15 protein-coding genes are annotated in these 15,623 nt (G+C 45.0%); 7 read left to right on the top strand and 8 right to left on the bottom strand.

Annotated elements, in window-relative coordinates; translation table 11 throughout:
• Positions 1–56 precede the first annotated feature (56 nt).
• A complete protein-coding gene (locus MKZ09_RS06940; protein ID WP_076107271.1) occupies positions 57–1,106 on the bottom strand; it encodes a BMP family lipoprotein in 1,050 nt (349 codons plus the stop codon).
• A gap of 309 nt (positions 1,107–1,415) precedes the next feature.
• Here MKZ09_RS06940 and MKZ09_RS06935 point away from each other — a divergent pair, with 309 nt between their 5' ends.
• The gene (locus tag MKZ09_RS06935; protein ID WP_076107273.1) at positions 1,416–1,958 is read left to right on the top strand and encodes an acyl-CoA thioesterase; all 543 of its coding nucleotides are present in this window, start codon (positions 1,416–1,418) and stop codon (positions 1,956–1,958) included.
• Between the two features lie 129 nt (positions 1,959–2,087).
• Here the strand turns inward: MKZ09_RS06935 and rplT are convergent, their stop codons facing one another.
• The 4 genes from rplT to MKZ09_RS06915 all read right to left on the bottom strand — a co-directional run bounded on the left by rplT (position 2,088) and on the right by MKZ09_RS06915 (position 4,756).
• Entirely contained in the window at positions 2,088–2,447 is a 360-nt protein-coding gene (rplT, locus tag MKZ09_RS06930; RefSeq protein WP_036679505.1) for a 50S ribosomal protein L20, read from the bottom strand.
• A 31-nt stretch (positions 2,448–2,478) separates the two neighbouring features.
• Positions 2,479–2,679: a 50S ribosomal protein L35 gene (gene rpmI / locus MKZ09_RS06925; protein ID WP_036679507.1), complete on the bottom strand. Its 201-nt coding sequence runs from the start codon at positions 2,677–2,679 to the stop codon at positions 2,479–2,481.
• Positions 2,680–2,739: 60 nt separating this feature from the next.
• Positions 2,740–3,237, bottom strand: coding sequence for a translation initiation factor IF-3 (gene infC / locus MKZ09_RS06920; RefSeq protein ID WP_036679510.1), 498 nt, complete (start codon positions 3,235–3,237; stop codon positions 2,740–2,742).
• Positions 3,238–3,517: 280 nt separating this feature from the next.
• Entirely contained in the window at positions 3,518–4,756 is a 1,239-nt protein-coding gene (locus tag MKZ09_RS06915) for a glycosyltransferase family 2 protein (RefSeq protein ID WP_076107274.1), read from the bottom strand.
• 405 nt (positions 4,757–5,161) lie between these two features.
• Here MKZ09_RS06915 and MKZ09_RS06910 point away from each other — a divergent pair, with 405 nt between their 5' ends.
• Both MKZ09_RS06910 and MKZ09_RS06905 read left to right on the top strand, forming a co-directional pair.
• On the top strand, positions 5,162–5,689 hold the full coding sequence (locus MKZ09_RS06910) for a phosphatase PAP2 family protein (protein WP_076136201.1): 528 nt from the start codon (positions 5,162–5,164) through the stop codon (positions 5,687–5,689).
• A 51-nt stretch (positions 5,690–5,740) separates the two neighbouring features.
• A complete protein-coding gene (locus tag MKZ09_RS06905) occupies positions 5,741–6,856 on the top strand; it encodes an MGDG synthase family glycosyltransferase (RefSeq protein WP_076136200.1) in 1,116 nt (371 codons plus the stop codon).
• A gap of 90 nt (positions 6,857–6,946) precedes the next feature.
• Here the strand turns inward: MKZ09_RS06905 and trmB are convergent, their stop codons facing one another.
• Positions 6,947–7,663 (bottom strand): tRNA (guanosine(46)-N7)-methyltransferase TrmB, encoded by a 717-nt coding sequence (gene trmB / locus MKZ09_RS06900; RefSeq protein ID WP_036679523.1) that lies wholly within the window; start codon positions 7,661–7,663, stop codon positions 6,947–6,949.
• A 196-nt stretch (positions 7,664–7,859) separates the two neighbouring features.
• Positions 7,860–8,039: a hypothetical protein gene (locus MKZ09_RS06895; protein WP_036679526.1), complete on the bottom strand. Its 180-nt coding sequence runs from the start codon at positions 8,037–8,039 to the stop codon at positions 7,860–7,862.
• Positions 8,040–8,363: 324 nt separating this feature from the next.
• Here MKZ09_RS06895 and MKZ09_RS06890 point away from each other — a divergent pair, with 324 nt between their 5' ends.
• Genes MKZ09_RS06890 through MKZ09_RS06875 form a run of 4 tightly spaced genes read left to right on the top strand, consistent with a single transcriptional unit; the run spans position 8,364 to position 11,917 of the window.
• Complete coding sequence (locus MKZ09_RS06890) at positions 8,364–9,320, top strand: TIGR01212 family radical SAM protein (RefSeq protein ID WP_076136197.1); 957 nt, start codon at positions 8,364–8,366, stop codon at positions 9,318–9,320.
• Entirely contained in the window at positions 9,320–9,922 is a 603-nt protein-coding gene (locus MKZ09_RS06885; protein ID WP_076136195.1) for a class I SAM-dependent methyltransferase, read from the top strand. Before MKZ09_RS06890 ends, MKZ09_RS06885 begins: the two co-directional genes overlap by 1 nt.
• Before the next feature lie 48 nt (positions 9,923–9,970).
• Complete coding sequence (locus MKZ09_RS06880; protein WP_076136194.1) at positions 9,971–10,939, top strand: type I phosphomannose isomerase catalytic subunit; 969 nt, start codon at positions 9,971–9,973, stop codon at positions 10,937–10,939.
• Positions 10,940–10,966: 27 nt separating this feature from the next.
• A complete protein-coding gene (locus tag MKZ09_RS06875) occupies positions 10,967–11,917 on the top strand; it encodes an alpha/beta fold hydrolase (protein ID WP_076206278.1) in 951 nt (316 codons plus the stop codon).
• Between the two features lie 1,798 nt (positions 11,918–13,715).
• Here MKZ09_RS06875 and MKZ09_RS06870 read toward each other — a convergent pair.
• The gene (locus tag MKZ09_RS06870) at positions 13,716–15,623 is read right to left on the bottom strand and encodes a B12-binding domain-containing radical SAM protein (protein WP_076137468.1); all 1,908 of its coding nucleotides are present in this window, start codon (positions 15,621–15,623) and stop codon (positions 13,716–13,718) included.

Raw genomic sequence — 15,623 nt, 5'->3', positions numbered from 1 at the left:
CAACACCGGCCTTATTCTTTGATCCTTATTGTAATGCAATAAATGGAGACTAACTATTACTCGGAAGGAACAGTGATTGTTCCATCAATGATTTGTTTTTTGTATTCTTCAACTTTAGCCAGGATCTCTTCAGAAACGTTGTCCTTAGTATCAGAAATACCAACACCATTATCTTTCAGACCAAGAACGGTTGTAGTACCACCCTTGAACGTACCGTCAATTACTTCTTTAGAAACTTTAAGAACAGCTTCGTCTACACGTTTGATCATGGAAGTCAAAGTAACGTCAGTACCAAACTCGATGGATTGGTCTTTATCTACACCAATAACCCATACTTTAGTACCGCCTGCTTTGTTACGAGCTTTAGCTTCGTTGAATACGCCATTTCCTGTTTGTCCAGCAGCAGGGAAGATAATGTCGTTTCCGTCGTTATACAATGTAGCCGCAAGAGATTTACCAACGTCTGGTTTGTCATAACCACCAGCATACGTAGGTGTTACTTTAGCTGAAGGGTTAACTGCTGCTACACCAGCTTTAAAGCCAGCTTCAAAACGTTTGATTACTGGGCTTTCCAGACCACCGATGAATGCAACTTTGTTAGTTTTTGTAGTCAGACCAGCAACCACACCAACCAAGAAGGAACCTTCATTTTCGGAGAAAGTAACGGAAGCTACGTTAGGAGCTTCAACTACGCTATCAATGATAGCCAAGTTAGCATTTGGGTTCTCAGTAGCTACTTTTTTAATTGCGTCGCCAAGGTCAAAACCAATACCCCAAGTCAAGTTGTATCCATCTTTAACGAAGGAGTTAAGGTTTGGCTCATAGTCAGCATTTGATTTACTTTGCAAGTACTTAACGCCACTACCTGTTTCTTTTTCAAGAGCTTGCAATGCTTCCCATGCGGATTGGTTAAACGATTTATCGTTTACGCCACCAATGTCAGTAACCATACCAAATTTGAAATCGGATTTAGGTGCGTTTGTTCCTGCATTGGTTCCTGCATTAGTTTCACCTTTAGCGGCGTTGTTATTGTTGTTTCCACAGCCTGTCAAAACGACTGTAAGAGACAGCAACATTGCAAGAGATAGCTTTAAACCTTTTTTCATTGAATGTAATCCCCCTTAAAATATTGGATGTCTTCTGTGTTCTGCTTGGACATTCCATTAGTTCAAATTATAACTGCAATAAAATCTAAAATCCAGTGCATAAATGACCTCAGGTCAATAATAATTTGCACTTTTTAGCAAGTAACCGCTTTCCATGACATAGCATGTTACAGTTATGTCTGGTTAATGTCAGAAACCCTGATTTTACTCTGTATAGTATTCCAACACATTACAAATATTATTGCACACTTAAGTGTTTTCTATTATTATGATTCCTTAGTAATTGCACTGAAAGGAAGTTATCAGATCATGACCGAAGAAAAAATTCCACAAACAACACCGGCCTTCAAATATTGCCGTGAATCCCGTGTCTTCAAAACCGGGCGCGTTTTCCCTAATGATGTCAATAATCACAAAACATTATTCGGCGGTAAGCTTATGAGCGGCATCGATGAAGTCGCCTCCATTTCTGCTATGCGCCATTGTCGAACTAACGTTGTCACAGCCTCTACAGACTCTGTAGACTTCTTGAGACCCATTCGGCCTACAGACTCCGTATGCTTTGAATCCTTCGTCTCCTGGACCGGACGGACAAGCATAGAGGTGTTTGTGAAGATCATTTCAGAAAATCTATATACTGGAGAGCGCGCTGTCGCCGCTACTTCATTTCTAACCTTTGTCGCAGTCGAAGAGGACGGCACACCTACTCCGGTTCCAGCTATCATCCCAGAAACAGACGAAGAGAAGCTGATCAACGAATCTGCTAATGAACGTTCTGAGCTACGAAAAGTTCGCCGCAATATCAGCAAAAAACTCGCCGCTCAATTAAACACCATAAAGTACTGGGAATAGCTCTGCAGATGCAGAGCTTTTTCTTTTATGTAGGGAATTCCAACGCTGCTTCATCCCTATCTTACCGCACAAAAAAGCACCGCTGCATGGGCAACCCGCAGGCGGTGCTTTTCGGTTATATTACAACACTTACGCGTTGATTTTCTCTTTAGCAATACCAGCCAAGGAGTTGAATGCGTTAAGATCATTCACAGCCAGATCAGCCAACATCTTACGGTTAACTTCTACACCAGCCAATTTCAGGCCGTATACAAGCTTGCTGTAAGAAAGACCGTTCAAACGAGCTGCTGCATTAATACGAACGATCCACAGTCTGCGGAAGTTACGTTTAGTTTGACGACGGTCGCGATAAGCGTAAACCATCGATTTCATTACTTGTTCTTTAGCTGTTTTAAAAATACGGTGTTTAGAACCGAAATAACCTTTTGCCAATTTCAACACTTTTTTATGTTTACGACGAACTACAAATCCGCCCTTAACTCTTGCCATATTAATAAACCTCCCAAAAATGTGTAATAAACTATTTCAAGTTAGCCAATCCTTGTTTCAAACGTCTTACATCCCCAGGGGCCATTACTGGATTTCCGTTCAGAACGCGCTTAGCGCGTTTAGATTTGTGGGACAGCAAGTGGTTTTTGTGAGCTTTGTAACGTGTTACTTTACCAGTTCCGGTAATTTTGAAGCGGCCTTTCAGGCTGCTGTGTGTTTTCATCTTAGGCATGGTGTTTCCTCCTTGAATATTATGCGGCGCCAAATTGCAGATAAGCAAGTGACTCCAGATTTATTGAGCTTTAGGAGCCAAAATCATAATCATGCTGCGACCTTCCAGCTTTGGCTGGCGCTCAACAACAGATATATCAGCCACTTCGTTCTTCACTCGTTCGAGGATTTTTTGGCCGATATTCGCGTGTGTAATCTCACGTCCGCGGAAACGTACGGAGCACTTCACTTTATCGCCCTCACCCAAGAACTTGATCACATTGCGGAACTTAGTTTGATAATCATGTTCCTCAATGTTAGCACGGAACCAGACTTCCTTGATATCAACGACCTTCTGGTTTTTACGCGCTTCCTTCTCTTTCTTCTGCGTTTCATAACGGAACTTGCCGTAATCCATGATGCGGCATACCGGCGGCTTAGCCTGTGGTGCTACATTGACTAGATCCAGATTAAGATCGATCGCCATTTGCAGCGCTTCGCGGATCGGTTTAATTCCGATTTGCTCACCTTCCGCACCAACCAACCGTACCTCTTTGGCCCGAATTTCATCATTGATCATATGTTCCTTACTGATAACTCTCCACCTCCGGATCTTTTTAACAACTATTCTCACGTAACTCCATAAAAAAGGGGTGCCGGTAACACCCGACACCCCGTGTTTGATCAACGTTCATGAACATTAACATTCATAAAGCATTGAGATCAAAACCAGCCGGCGAATATGCCAGTCAGGTGAGAAGCAGGTGCTTCTTCTTGCAATCCCTATGATTTGCGTACTTGAATACTATACACCACACTATTTGGGGTGTCAATCCTTTTATGCAGAAATTTCGTGAATTTTATACCTGCTTACTTTGTACTTCTTCAAGTCGCACTACGCGAGTATGCTTGGTATGGCTCCATTGCTTATTGTTCTGCGTGAAGAACGCATAGAACGTAATCGGATACCACGAGATCAAGTAGATCGGGAAGAATACAAGATAAGCATATACTTTCTTGAACGTAACCTTCTCCAATGCCATCGCAATACCAAAAGTCACCAGATTGGCGCCAATAGCTAGGAAGCTGAGCCAGATCGGCAAGCTGCCGTAAATGTTAGCGATATTCGGTCCGTTAAAGAACGCCATATCCACCCACATTACCGCCGTCATTAAAAAAGTGAGCAATACAATATATACATTCGCTCCATAAAGCGCGAGGTCAAACTTCGTTAAGCTGCGTTCTTTAATACTTTGCCAAAGCAATGGAAAAAAATAGCGGCGAGCAACAGTGAAGTGCCCCTGCATCCAACGCAGACGCTGTCTTGAGGAGGCCTTGAAGGTTAACGGCTTCTCATCAAATACCTTTGCATCATAATTGAACTTAGGATATACACCATGTGCTGCACTACGCATCGTAAACTCCAAGTCCTCGACCAAACTTGTAGCTCCCCAGCCCATTTCTTTAAGAAGTGTGGTCTCAAAACACATTCCGGTTCCGCCAAGGAAGTTAGCCATATTTAAATTATGGCGTGAAAGTTGCCACAAACGGTTAATATACCAGTACGAAATACCATAAGCAGCTGTAATCCATGAATCCTCTGGATTCTTGGTATCGATATAACCTTGGATTACCCGTGCACCTGAACAAAGATCATTATTCATCTCCATCAGGAACTCGGTATGCGCCAAGTTATCGGCATCGAACATGACAACAGCATCATATTGCCGCGGCATAGCCCACAGCTCTTTAAGCATCCATTCTATTGCGTAGCCTTTACCTCTCAGATTTGGATTGGTGCGGACACAGGCGTTCATGCCGTGTTCTCTAACGATGCGAGCTGTACCGTCTGTACAATTGTCACAAATTACGAATACATCGTACAGTTCTGATGGATAATTAAGCTGCTTCAGATTCTCCATTAATGCGCCGACAACTTCTTCCTCGTTATGTGCGGCAACAAGTACGGCAAAAGATTTTTCCGGCTTATACTGCGTCTTTTTCTTTTTCCTGTGCAGCCCGAATAATGAAAACGTAAACTGATAGACTGCGATTGCTGCCAAGATCACTTGGAGCGTAACAAACAGTGCGTCTGTCATGACCTTTTGATGCCCCCTTTTTTCACTCTTGGTGTTCTTTTTTTCTCTCTAGCTTGCTTGACGTTCTTTCTGACCCTTTTGTTGCATCCCTTAACAATAGACCAAGAGTATTCTTATTCTCGGCAGACTTCACAATTTTTATATATGCTGTTTAAAAGAATTCTATGGATTCCTTTTTTTTGAATCCTTATTTATCTCTTACCCTTTTAAACAGGTTTAGTCTGCTTGAATCATTGTAAAGCGTAATAGTGCTCTAAGTCAAAACTGGCAAATTTCGTGTAAACCTGAGCTTTTCCTTGAAATGAACTACCTTTAAAAAGTATGATTAAGACAGATCTAAGCTATAGAACGGATTACTGCATTAACATCTGTTAACGGTAGCCGGACTAGCGGAGGGAATTAGATATGAGACATTTATTCATGAAACTACATCTCTGGGAGCGGCATCTTTTTAAGTGGATCAACGGACGTATGCATAATCGTTTTTTGAACTTTTGGCTCTTTTACCTTACTCATTTGGGCGGAGCTACAAGCACGATTGTTATCAATATACTGGTATGGATATTAGCTCCTGAGCCTTGGAGAACTACAGGTTTACAAGCCTTGACAGCACTAGCTGTCAGCCATATACCCGTAGCTATCGCCAAAAAACTGTACCCGCGTATGCGTCCTTATCTGGCGTTACCGGAAACCAATACTTTTCGTAATCCGTTAAAGGATCATTCTTTTCCATCTGGTCATACTACAGCTATCTTTGCTTCTACGGTCCCTTATATGCTGGCGTTTCCTGCTTTGACCGTTATTTTGCTGCCGCTAGCTTGTATTGTCGGATTTTCTCGTATTTATCTTGGATTGCATTATCCATCAGATGTTATAGCTGGCGCAGTGATCGGTTCCTGCGTAGCAGCTGGTACTATAGCCTTATGGATGTAAAGCATTTATTGTTAATAACCGGGAAAACCCTTGAGAATAGGTGAATCAACATTGCGTAAAAAAAGAATCTTAATACTCTCGGAAGGTTTTGGCGCCGGACATACACAAGCAGCTTATGCGTTGTCCAGCAGTCTGCGCCAATTATCGCCTAATTTACAAACGAAGGTGCTAGAACTTGGGAATTTTTTAAACCCCAAGATGGCACCTATTATTCTGTCTGCTTACCGAAAGACGGTAACGACACAGCCAAAATTGATGGGTTATGTCTACCGTCACCAGAAATCATTTAATCGTCTTACCACGCTTGCCTTGCATCGTATATTTTATACGCATGCCAAAAATATTGTGAGACAACTGAAACCCGACGTAATTGTCTGCACACATTTTATACCAGGTGCTGTAGTATCCCGCCTAAAGAGATTGGATCCTACCCTAAATGTGCCGCTCGTCACCGTCATAACGGATTATGATGCGCATGCAACCTGGATTAGCCCAGAGGTAGACCTTTATCTGGTTTCAACACCTGAGGTTAAATCCAAATTGCGCAGCCGAAATATTCCTGCCACGAAAATTCAGGTAACAGGCATACCAATACATCCTAATTTTTGGAAGCATCCGGGAAAGCAGGAGATTCGAGAGCAATTCAATCTGCGGGAGATGCCAACCGTACTAGTCATGGGCGGCGGTTGGGGAATCATGAACGACCAAGTCGTAAATGCTTGTCTGGCGGAATGGCGTGACAAGATTCAGATTGTTTTCTGTCTTGGCAAAAACGAACAGCTGCTAAAGGAAATGAAAGAAGACCCGCATTATAATCATCCTAATATTTCCTTAATCGGCTTTACGCGTGAAATCCACAAGCTGATGGAGGTGTCCGATCTGCTGGTTACAAAGCCGGGTGGAATGACCTGCAGTGAAGGGCTTGCAAAAGGTATTCCGATGCTCTTCCATCACCCTCTTCCCGGTCAGGAGGAGGAGAATTGCCGCTACTTTACTGCAGCCGGCTTCGGAGAACCCATCGAATCTTTAGAGGTTGTCGAAATGTGGATGGAGCGCCTCTTAAACAACTATGAGGATGTGCAAAACAAGCGCAAACTTCATCTTGAAGACATTGCTCGCTACCACCCGTTACAATGTGCTCAGAGTATCATCGAATTATTGGAATAGTAAATTAAAAAGCGGCAGCCTCCAAACTAATTTACTTGGAGAGTTGCCGCTTTATTATTGAAGCATGCCATTTGGAGCAGTGCTTTGTAACTACAGCCGATATTTATCCAATCGGGTAGCCTGATACTGTTTGAGTGCTTCTGCACCTACAATTGCCTCGCAACGATGGATATTCACGCCACGTCCGACAAATTTCGTCTCATATTCTGTCATGATATGATCCTCGTTGATGATGCCATCTGCATGTAGGTCCAAAGAAATATTTTTCATCTGCAAGCCAAAGTCCGCAAAAGCATTTAATGAGAACTCAAAAAGACTGCGGGAATCTGTTTTCAGATGAATTTCACCTAGATCGCTAAGCAAACCGCGATATTTGTCAAGAAAACGCGGATGTGTCAAACGACGCCGGGCATGCTTGCTTTTAGGCCATGGATCGCTGAAATTAAGATAAATCCGTTCAAGCTCTCCCGGAGCAAATACTTCCTCAGCATAATCGATATTTGCAAGTGCCAATTTCAGGTTAGGCGGTGTTTCATGTCCTGCCGGCTCCCATACTGCTCTAGCCTTATCTCCAGCACGGCGGATCAGCTCATCATACATATCCACTCCGATAAAGTTAATATCAGGATATTTAAAGCTCATTTGGCTGATAAACTGTCCTTTGCCCATTCCGAACTCCACATGGATCGGATGATCGTTACCGAACAGCTTGGACCACTCACCTTTATAACTCCGAGGATCTAGAATAACTAAATCCGTCTGTTCTTCCAAACTTTCACGTATTCCTTTTCTTCCGCGTAAACGCATAGGTATTCCTCCGATTATCTCTTATACGATAACTGTCACTTGCAATATTGTGCCGAAATTGTCCCAAAAAGTAAAGGGATTGCGATAAAAAAGAAAAAGGAATTCTCTGGTTCAGCTCTTAAATGAGCTGTTCAGAGGAATTCCTTCGTTGTTGTATATTGGAAATAAATTTCGTTCTTGTCTGGCAAATCAGGATTTACTTTGTGTTTGTGGCAAATGTCTTTTTTTCGAATGCGCTACGAATTTTACGCTGCGCATCTGTCTTAATCTTAGGGTTGCCGTTAAATTCCACGCCCGTTAGTGCAAGGGCTTCATCTGGTGTTAAGTGGACTTCAATCGAATCTTTACCCTCAGCATATACCGTTTGAGAATTCATTGCTATCACCTCACGGTTATTATTATGGATCGGACGACACGAAATTATGAACTCCTGGATGAATTTCTTTATGCCACAGCAGCTTTTCACACTCTGAATATAACATACTATGTAAGCATTTTCAAGCTGAAAGCGCCTTATTTCCTGCCTATTTTTCATGCCGCTATGAGGAGTCAATGTTACGCCAAGCTCGGTTTTTTGATACAATGTATTGGATTATAAGAAACGGCTGTGCGTTCTCTGGGATAAGGACGCCATCTGTCTCAGAAAAATATAAGGATAAGGAAACTTATCCATAATTATATTTTCAGAAAGGGGCTTCTCGTGTCTAATCTTCAATACACTTCTCCTCCGCAACTTTGGGGAGATAAACGTTTTCATACTTGGAATTACGAAATGCGTGAACACATGAACACCAAGGTATTCAAAGTTATGCTTGATGCAGGCTTTACCTGTCCCAATCGTGACGGCTCCATTGCTAAGGGAGGCTGCACATTTTGCAGTGCCAGAGGTTCTGGTGATTTTGCCGGAAGCCGCCGAGATGACCTAGTCACACAATTCAATAACGTCCGTGACAGACAGCATCTGAAATGGCCAAATGCTAAATATATCGGTTACTTCCAAGCCTATACTAATACGTACGCTCCGGTCGAAGAGCTGAGAGAATATTTCGAAGTTATTTTGCAGCAGCCTGGTGTCGTTGGATTATCGATTGCTACGCGCCCTGACTGTCTGCCAGATGATGTGGTCGAATACTTAGCAGAGCTGAACAAGCGTACGTATCTTTGGGTAGAGATGGGTCTTCAGACTATACATGACTCCACTTCTGAGCTTATTAACCGGGCGCATGATACGCAGTGTTATGTGGAGGCTGTGGAGAAGCTGCGCCGTCACAATATTCGAATCTGTACCCATATCATTCACGGTCTCCCACAGGAGACGCACGAAATGATGCTCGAAACGGTATCTGCTGTAGCTCGCATGGATGTGCAGGGAATTAAGATTCACCTTCTGCATCTCATGCGCAAAACACCAATGGTGAAGCAGTATGAAGCAGGATTGCTCCGATTCATGGGACAAGACGAGTATGTAAAGCTGATTGCTGATTCACTTGAAATTCTGCCCCCTGAGATGATTGTACATCGCTTGACTGGAGATGCCCCACGGGATCTCTTAGTTGGACCGATGTGGAGTCTCAAGAAATGGGAAGTGCTAAATGCCATTGACGATGAGCTTGTTGCTCGTGATACTTGGCAGGGTAAGTATTGGAGGAAGGGCTAATGGGCTTTATGTCCGTTCTAAGCTTTGCTCATAAATTAATCTCTGAGCGGCTGATTTTAGGTGACCGTGCAATTGATGCAACTGTAGGTACTGGTGCTGACACGCTTTTTCTAGCCAAAACAACCGGAGCTCGTGGCGAAGTCTACGGCTTTGACATTCAAGCTGCGGCGCTGAAGCTGGCAGAAGAACGTCTCCGGCTTGCGCGGGAGGAAACTCCTTTGCTCTCTGCCGTTACCTTACTGGAGCGCAGCCATGCCGAAATGGCAGAAGCCGTCCCGGGTAACTGGCCAGGCACCGTTGGTGCTGTAATGTTCAATCTTGGCTATCTGCCTTCAAGCGATGCCGACAAGAATATCATTACTGAGCCGGATAGCTCTATTGCAGCCCTGGAAGCTTCACTTCAGCTGCTGCGTCCGGGGGGAATTATTACAGCTGTACTGTATCCTGGCCATGCAGGCGGAGATCTCGAAGCCGCCGCTGTTGAAGCTTGGGCTGGGACTATTTCCCCTAAGGTAGCGCAGAGCATTGTATATCGCCAGCTGCAGCGCACGGACGCACCTTATGTAATTGCCCTCGAGAAGAAAAAAGATTCTCCGTCTTAAGCTTTGTAAACAATCAAACTATCTTGTAATTGGGAAGGAAGATTACGAATGACACAACCATATCCTTTAAAATTTCAACCAGAGTTTAAAGAACGTGTCTGGGGTGGCCGCGCGCTGGAGAAATTCGGCCTGAATCTACCAGAAGGCCATATTGGTGAAGGCTGGATGATTGCCGATCATGCGAATGGAACATCTTCGGTGGTTAATGGAGAATTAGCTGGACAAGGTCTGGATCAAATTCGTGAGCAATTTGGTCATGAGTGGTTCGGAAGCAAGGGAATATCAGAAGCTGGCGGAAGATTTCCACTCTTGATCAAATTGTTGGATTGCAACGACAACCTTTCCGTTCAAGTCCACCCTACGGATGATTATGTAGGATTGCCTAAAGGTGAACTGGGTAAAACAGAGATGTGGTACGTACTAGACGCTAAGCCAGATGCAAAAATCATCTACGGCCTTAAAGAAGGCGTAGACCGTGAAACATTACGCGAAGCACTGGAAAAAGGCACGGTTATGGATAGCCTTCAAGAGGTATCTGTCTCCGCTGGCGATTCCTTCTACATCCCTGCCGGAACGGTACATGCTCTATGCGCTGGTGTCGTTGTAGCGGAAATTCAACAGAATTCCGACACTACATACCGTATTTATGACTACGACCGTCCAGGTCTAGATGGAAAACCACGCGAGCTTCATATCGAGGATTCTCTGAATGTTACAGCTTATGAAGGCGCCGGCGCTACTTCGATGAAGACCGATCATGCAGTGGCTGGAGAGTGGCTGCAGCTTGCCGCTTCACCTTATTTTATTGTCGAAAAAGGGATCGTAAATGGTTCATGGGATCTCACCACTTCAGAAGACAGCTTCACTATTCTGGTTATCTGCGAAGGCAGCGGACATCTGACTTGGGAAGGCGGCTCCCAGCCTTATGCCGCAGGGGAATGTTATCTGATTCCTTCCAACCTAGGCCGTTATACTATCGAGGGTCATTCTACTGTGCTTCGCTCTTATTTACCATAAGTCGAGAACCTTTAGGAGGAATGGACCATGAAGGAAAACAGCTTTACTCTAACGGATCCCATAGGTGTAACCATCCATGTCTATGAATGGTTACCTGAGTCCGATGTGCCAGTTAGAGGAATCGTGCAAATTTCACATGGGATGTGTGAAACTGCTGCCCGCTACGCTCGTTTTGCGGAAGCTTTAACCGGAGTTGGTTATGCAGTATATGCCAATGACCACCGGGGACATGGTAGAACCGCTGGTCAAGTCAATCTGCTTGGTGATGTTGGGGAGGACGGATTTTATTGGATGCGGCGCAATCTTCTGCAGGTAGGTGCCGCAGCACTCTCCAAGCATGAAGGAATGCCCATCATTTTATTCGCACACAGTATGGGTTCCTTTCTGGGTCAAAAACTCATGTGCGAAGAAGGCAACGAAATCTATTCAGGGTTTATCCTAAGCGGGACAAACGGTCCACGCAGTATGCTGCGTATTGGAGAATCTTTGGCTAGCGCGCAGCTTAAGCTAAAGGGTGAGCATCATCGCAGTGTACTGCTGAACAGTCTGGTATTCGGCAGCTATAACCGCGCCTTTTCCCCGGTCAGAACAACATTTGACTGGCTGAGCAGCGATACTGCAGAAGTAGATAAATACATTTCCGATCCATTCTGCGGAGCTATTTGTACAACCCGCTTTTTCCGTGGTTTCTTCCACCTCCTAAGAGAGATCCATACTGAGGAATCACTTAGCACACTGTGTACAAGTAAGCCCATTTATATATTTGGTGGGGATAAGGACCCTGTCGGAATGAACGGTCAAGGCATTCCCCGTCTTGCGGAGTTGTATAAGAAACGAGGAGTGTCAGACGTTGAGTACCGACTCTATCCAGAAGGCAGACACGAAATGCTAAATGAAGTGAATCGAGATCAAGTCACAGCCGATGTGCTCAACTGGTTAGAGCGCCACCTTCCTTCAGAGGTTTCAACGATAAGTTAAGAAAAAACGCGCTTGTTAGTGAATTTATGAGACGAGAAATGAGACAACAAATATGACAACATAGAAGCGATGCTCCCGGTATTTGGGAGATCGCTTCTTTGCGGTTTGCGGTTTGCGGTTTGCGGTTTGCGGTTTGCGGTTTGCGGTTTGGGTAGCTTGTCTCAGCAGACTTCTCAATCTAACAATCTCCAGTGCCTCCGCGCATCTGAACTTTAGTAAATAAACTTCCTCCACCGCTAATGGACTCAGTTGACGCTGTCTTCAGCTCATCGCTCTCCCACACCACGTACAAACTCGGTTGTCACTAGCTACACATCATTACTTTCCCACGCCGCTTGCTCAGTTGACACTAACTACATATCATTACTCTCCCCGCTACTTCCGGACTCAGTTGACACTAACCACACATCATTACTCTCCCCTCTACTTTCGGACTCAGATGTCACTATCGCCACACCATTACTCTCCCCGCTACTTCCGGACTCAGTTGACGCTATTTGCTAATTTATAGCCTTTCGCGCTAGGTTTCGGACTCCAGTGCACCTATTCATGCGAAACAGGTTCATATTGGATGTTTTTCGTGCCAATAGCGACTATGCGGTCCGTTAGCATCCAAAAAAACAGGATATTTCCACGTATAAGGTCCGCTGGGTCCGCCTGCGTCGGGTTACTCACCGCTTCCGGACTCAGTTGTCACTATCGCCACACCATTACTCTCCCCGCTACTTCCGGACTCAGTTGACACTAACTACACATCATTACTCTCCCCGCTACTTCCGGACTCAGATGACGCTATTTGCTGATTCATAGCCTTTCGAGCTAGGTTTCGGACTCCAGTGCACCTATTCATGCGAAACAGGTTCATATTGGATGTTTTTCGTGCCAATAGCGACTATGCGGTCCGTTAGCATCCAAAAAGCAGGATATTTCCACGTATAAGGTCCGCTGGGTCCGCCTGCGTCAGGTTACTCACCGCTTTCGGACTCAGATGACGCTAGCTACACATCATCACCATTCCCCCTACTCTCGGACTCAGTTGACACTAACTACACACCATTACTCTCCCCGCTACTTCCGGACTCAGTTGACGCTTTTTGCTAATTTATAGCCTTTCGCGCTAGGTTTCGGACTCCAGTGCACCTATTCATGCGAAACAGGTTCATATTGGATGTTTTTCAAGCCAATAGCGACTATGCGGTCCGTTAGCATCCAAAAAACAGGATATTTCCACGTATAAGGTCCGCTGGGTCCGCCTGCGTCGGGTTACTCACCGCTTCCGGACTCAGTTGTCACTAGCTACATATCATCACCTTCTTCCTCCGCTTTCTTTCGGACTCAGTCTCCAGCTGATCACCTTCCTCCACCACTTGCAGACTCAATCGTCACTAGATTCACATCATCACCTTCCCCCGCTACTTCCGGACTCAGTTGACGCTATTTGCTAATTTATAGCCTTTCGAGCTAGGTTTCGGACTCCAGTGCAGCTATTCATGCGAAACAGGTTCATATTTGGTGTGTTTCGTGCCAATAGCGACTATGCGGTCCGTTAGCATCCAAAAAACAGGATATTTCCACGTATAAGGTCCGCTGGGTCCGCCTGCGTCAGGTTACTCACCGCTTTCGGACTCAGTTGTCACTATCTCCACACCATTACTCTCCTCCACAACATGCGGACTCAATCGTCACTAAGCTCCACCTCATCCCCTTCCCAGCCACTTCCGGACCCAGATGACGCTATCGCCCAAGGCAAAAAAATAGACCGTCCCATAAGGGAACGATCTATCCTTCCACCCGCCTATTACAAAGGCAGTGTGTAGTACTGAGCGCGTTGGCTCTCGTTCTGCTGATACATTACGATTAGTAGCGTGCGTCCTTCCCTAATGGAAGCGGGATCCGCTACTGCTACAGCCGAGCTTGCTGCTTGCGCAGTCTCTTCTAAACTACTATCTGCTGCTCCCTGTAATGGCGAGTCTGCTGAAGGCAAAGCCTCCAGATTAGCCATATCAGCTTCACCATCCTCAAGGCCCTCATCGGCACGCATGCCGCTGATGGAATCCAGCACCGCTTCCAGCGAGAATGGCAATACTTCCAGCACAGTATACTTTTGCAGTTCTCTTTCGTTAAGTCCTGCTTCTGCTAACTGGGCAGAAATTTGACCCGGATTAGCCGCGATATCTTTCAAATAACTCGACCAATCCGACTTATCCAGCACGAAATCCCACCAGATTTTGCGCGGCTTGTACTTGTGTCCAAGAAAATAATCCAGCTTCATCAAGCCAGTTATAACATCCATAGACGGCGTCCCGCGATCTATCAGGAAGGACTGCAAGCGGGTGAAGAGATCTTCCAGCTGATGGCCGATCTTTTGCCAGCCTCGCTCCTCCCAGTAGTCACCGAACTCCTGAAAGAAATCGAATGGCGAATCAAATACATGACGGATCAAGTACTTAGCCGTATGGTCCATCCGGTGGCTGTTCCAGTATTTCTCCAGCACATCCTCAAGCCGCTTCAAACGAATAATGTCTGAGAAAGGCATCATATGACTGCTAAGGATTTCATAAGGTGCGTGTTCCATATACGTGTACTCATATTTAGACGCCTGCGCCCGCAGCCCCGTTCCCCGCAGCATTTTGAGGAATCCAAGCTGTAGCTCTTCCGGCTCCATAACGAATACATCATTAAACGTTTTACGGAAGGTGCTGTAATCCTCCATAGGTAGTCCGGCAATCAAATCCAGATGCTGATCGATATTGCCGCTTGCCTTAATCTTCATTACGGTACGGGACAGCTTTTTGAAATTCTGGCGGCGTTTAACAAGCTCATTCGTCTCATCGTTGGTAGATTGCACCCCAATCTCAAATCTAAAAATACCCGGAGGCGCATTCTTAGATAGGAAATCCAGAACTTCCGGCCGCATGATATCTGCGGTAATTTCGAACTGAAACACACAGCCTTGATGATTATCAATCAGGAATTGAAACATTTCCATTGCATAGTTGCGGTTGATATTAAAGGTACGGTCCAGAAATTTAATAATTTTGGCGCCATTCTGTATTAAATAAAGAAGATCAGATTTCACTCGTTCAATATCATAATAACGTACGCCTACTTCAATACTGGATAAACAGAACTGGCAGTTAAATGGGCACCCGCGGCTTGTCTCAAAATAAACAATACGTTTACTCAAATCTGGAATATCCTCAGGAAAACGATGCGGCGTAGGCAGCGTATTCAGATCGCTTTTGGGACGTGGAGGATTGACGATGATCTCTTCTCCCTTGCGATAAGCGGCACCATACACAAAGTGAAACTTACGATCATCCCTTAGCTCCTGCAGCAAATGGTGGAACGTCTCTTCCCCATCTCCATTAACTATAAAATCAATGCCAGCTTCTCTTTTCATCCAATGAAGCGGCTCATACGAAACTTCCGGTCCTCCGAGAACAATCGTAACTTCAGGCATCACTTGCTTAAGAATACCAATCAGCTTCAGCGTCTCTTCGATGTTCCAGATATAACAGGAGAAACCAATCACATCTGGCCGTTTCTGAAACAAGTCGGACACGATATTCATCACGGGATCTTTGATGGTGTACTCTGCCAAATGAATATCCTTAAATTCATGCTCACTGTACGCTTTTAGCAAGCGGATTGCGAGTGAGGTATGAATATATTTGGCGTTTAACGTGGTCAGGACGATTTTCAT

This window comes from Paenibacillus sp. FSL R5-0908 (assembly GCF_038006245.1).
GTDB lineage: Bacteria > Bacillota > Bacilli > Paenibacillales > Paenibacillaceae > Paenibacillus_AQ > Paenibacillus_AQ odorifer.
The sequence above is the reverse complement of the archived record's forward strand: the minus strand, read 5'-3'. Positions and strand labels throughout refer to the sequence as shown.

Bases quoted from the DNA above. Each gene is read 5' to 3' on its own strand.
- MKZ09_RS06875 (WP_076206278.1), top strand. From the start codon at position 10,967: ATGAAGGAAAACAGCTTTACTCTAACGGATCCCATAGGTGTAACCATC.
- rpmI (WP_036679507.1), bottom strand. From the start codon at position 2,679: ATGCCTAAGATGAAAACACACAGCAGCCTGAAAGGCCGCTTCAAAATT.
- trmB (WP_036679523.1), bottom strand. From the start codon at position 7,663: ATGCGTTTACGCGGAAGAAAAGGAATACGTGAAAGTTTGGAAGAACAG.
- MKZ09_RS06910 (WP_076136201.1), top strand. From the start codon at position 5,162: ATGAGACATTTATTCATGAAACTACATCTCTGGGAGCGGCATCTTTTT.
- MKZ09_RS06885 (WP_076136195.1), top strand. From the start codon at position 9,320: ATGGGCTTTATGTCCGTTCTAAGCTTTGCTCATAAATTAATCTCTGAG.
- MKZ09_RS06880 (WP_076136194.1), top strand. From the start codon at position 9,971: ATGACACAACCATATCCTTTAAAATTTCAACCAGAGTTTAAAGAACGT.
- rplT (WP_036679505.1), bottom strand. From the start codon at position 2,447: ATGGCAAGAGTTAAGGGCGGATTTGTAGTTCGTCGTAAACATAAAAAA.
- MKZ09_RS06915 (WP_076107274.1), bottom strand. From the start codon at position 4,756: ATGACAGACGCACTGTTTGTTACGCTCCAAGTGATCTTGGCAGCAATC.
- MKZ09_RS06895 (WP_036679526.1), bottom strand. From the start codon at position 8,039: ATGAATTCTCAAACGGTATATGCTGAGGGTAAAGATTCGATTGAAGTC.
- MKZ09_RS06935 (WP_076107273.1), top strand. From the start codon at position 1,416: ATGACCGAAGAAAAAATTCCACAAACAACACCGGCCTTCAAATATTGC.
- MKZ09_RS06940 (WP_076107271.1), bottom strand. From the start codon at position 1,106: ATGAAAAAAGGTTTAAAGCTATCTCTTGCAATGTTGCTGTCTCTTACA.
- MKZ09_RS06870 (WP_076137468.1), bottom strand. From the start codon at position 15,623: ATGAAAATCGTCCTGACCACGTTAAACGCCAAATATATTCATACCTCA.
- infC (WP_036679510.1), bottom strand. From the start codon at position 3,237: ATGATCAATGATGAAATTCGGGCCAAAGAGGTACGGTTGGTTGGTGCG.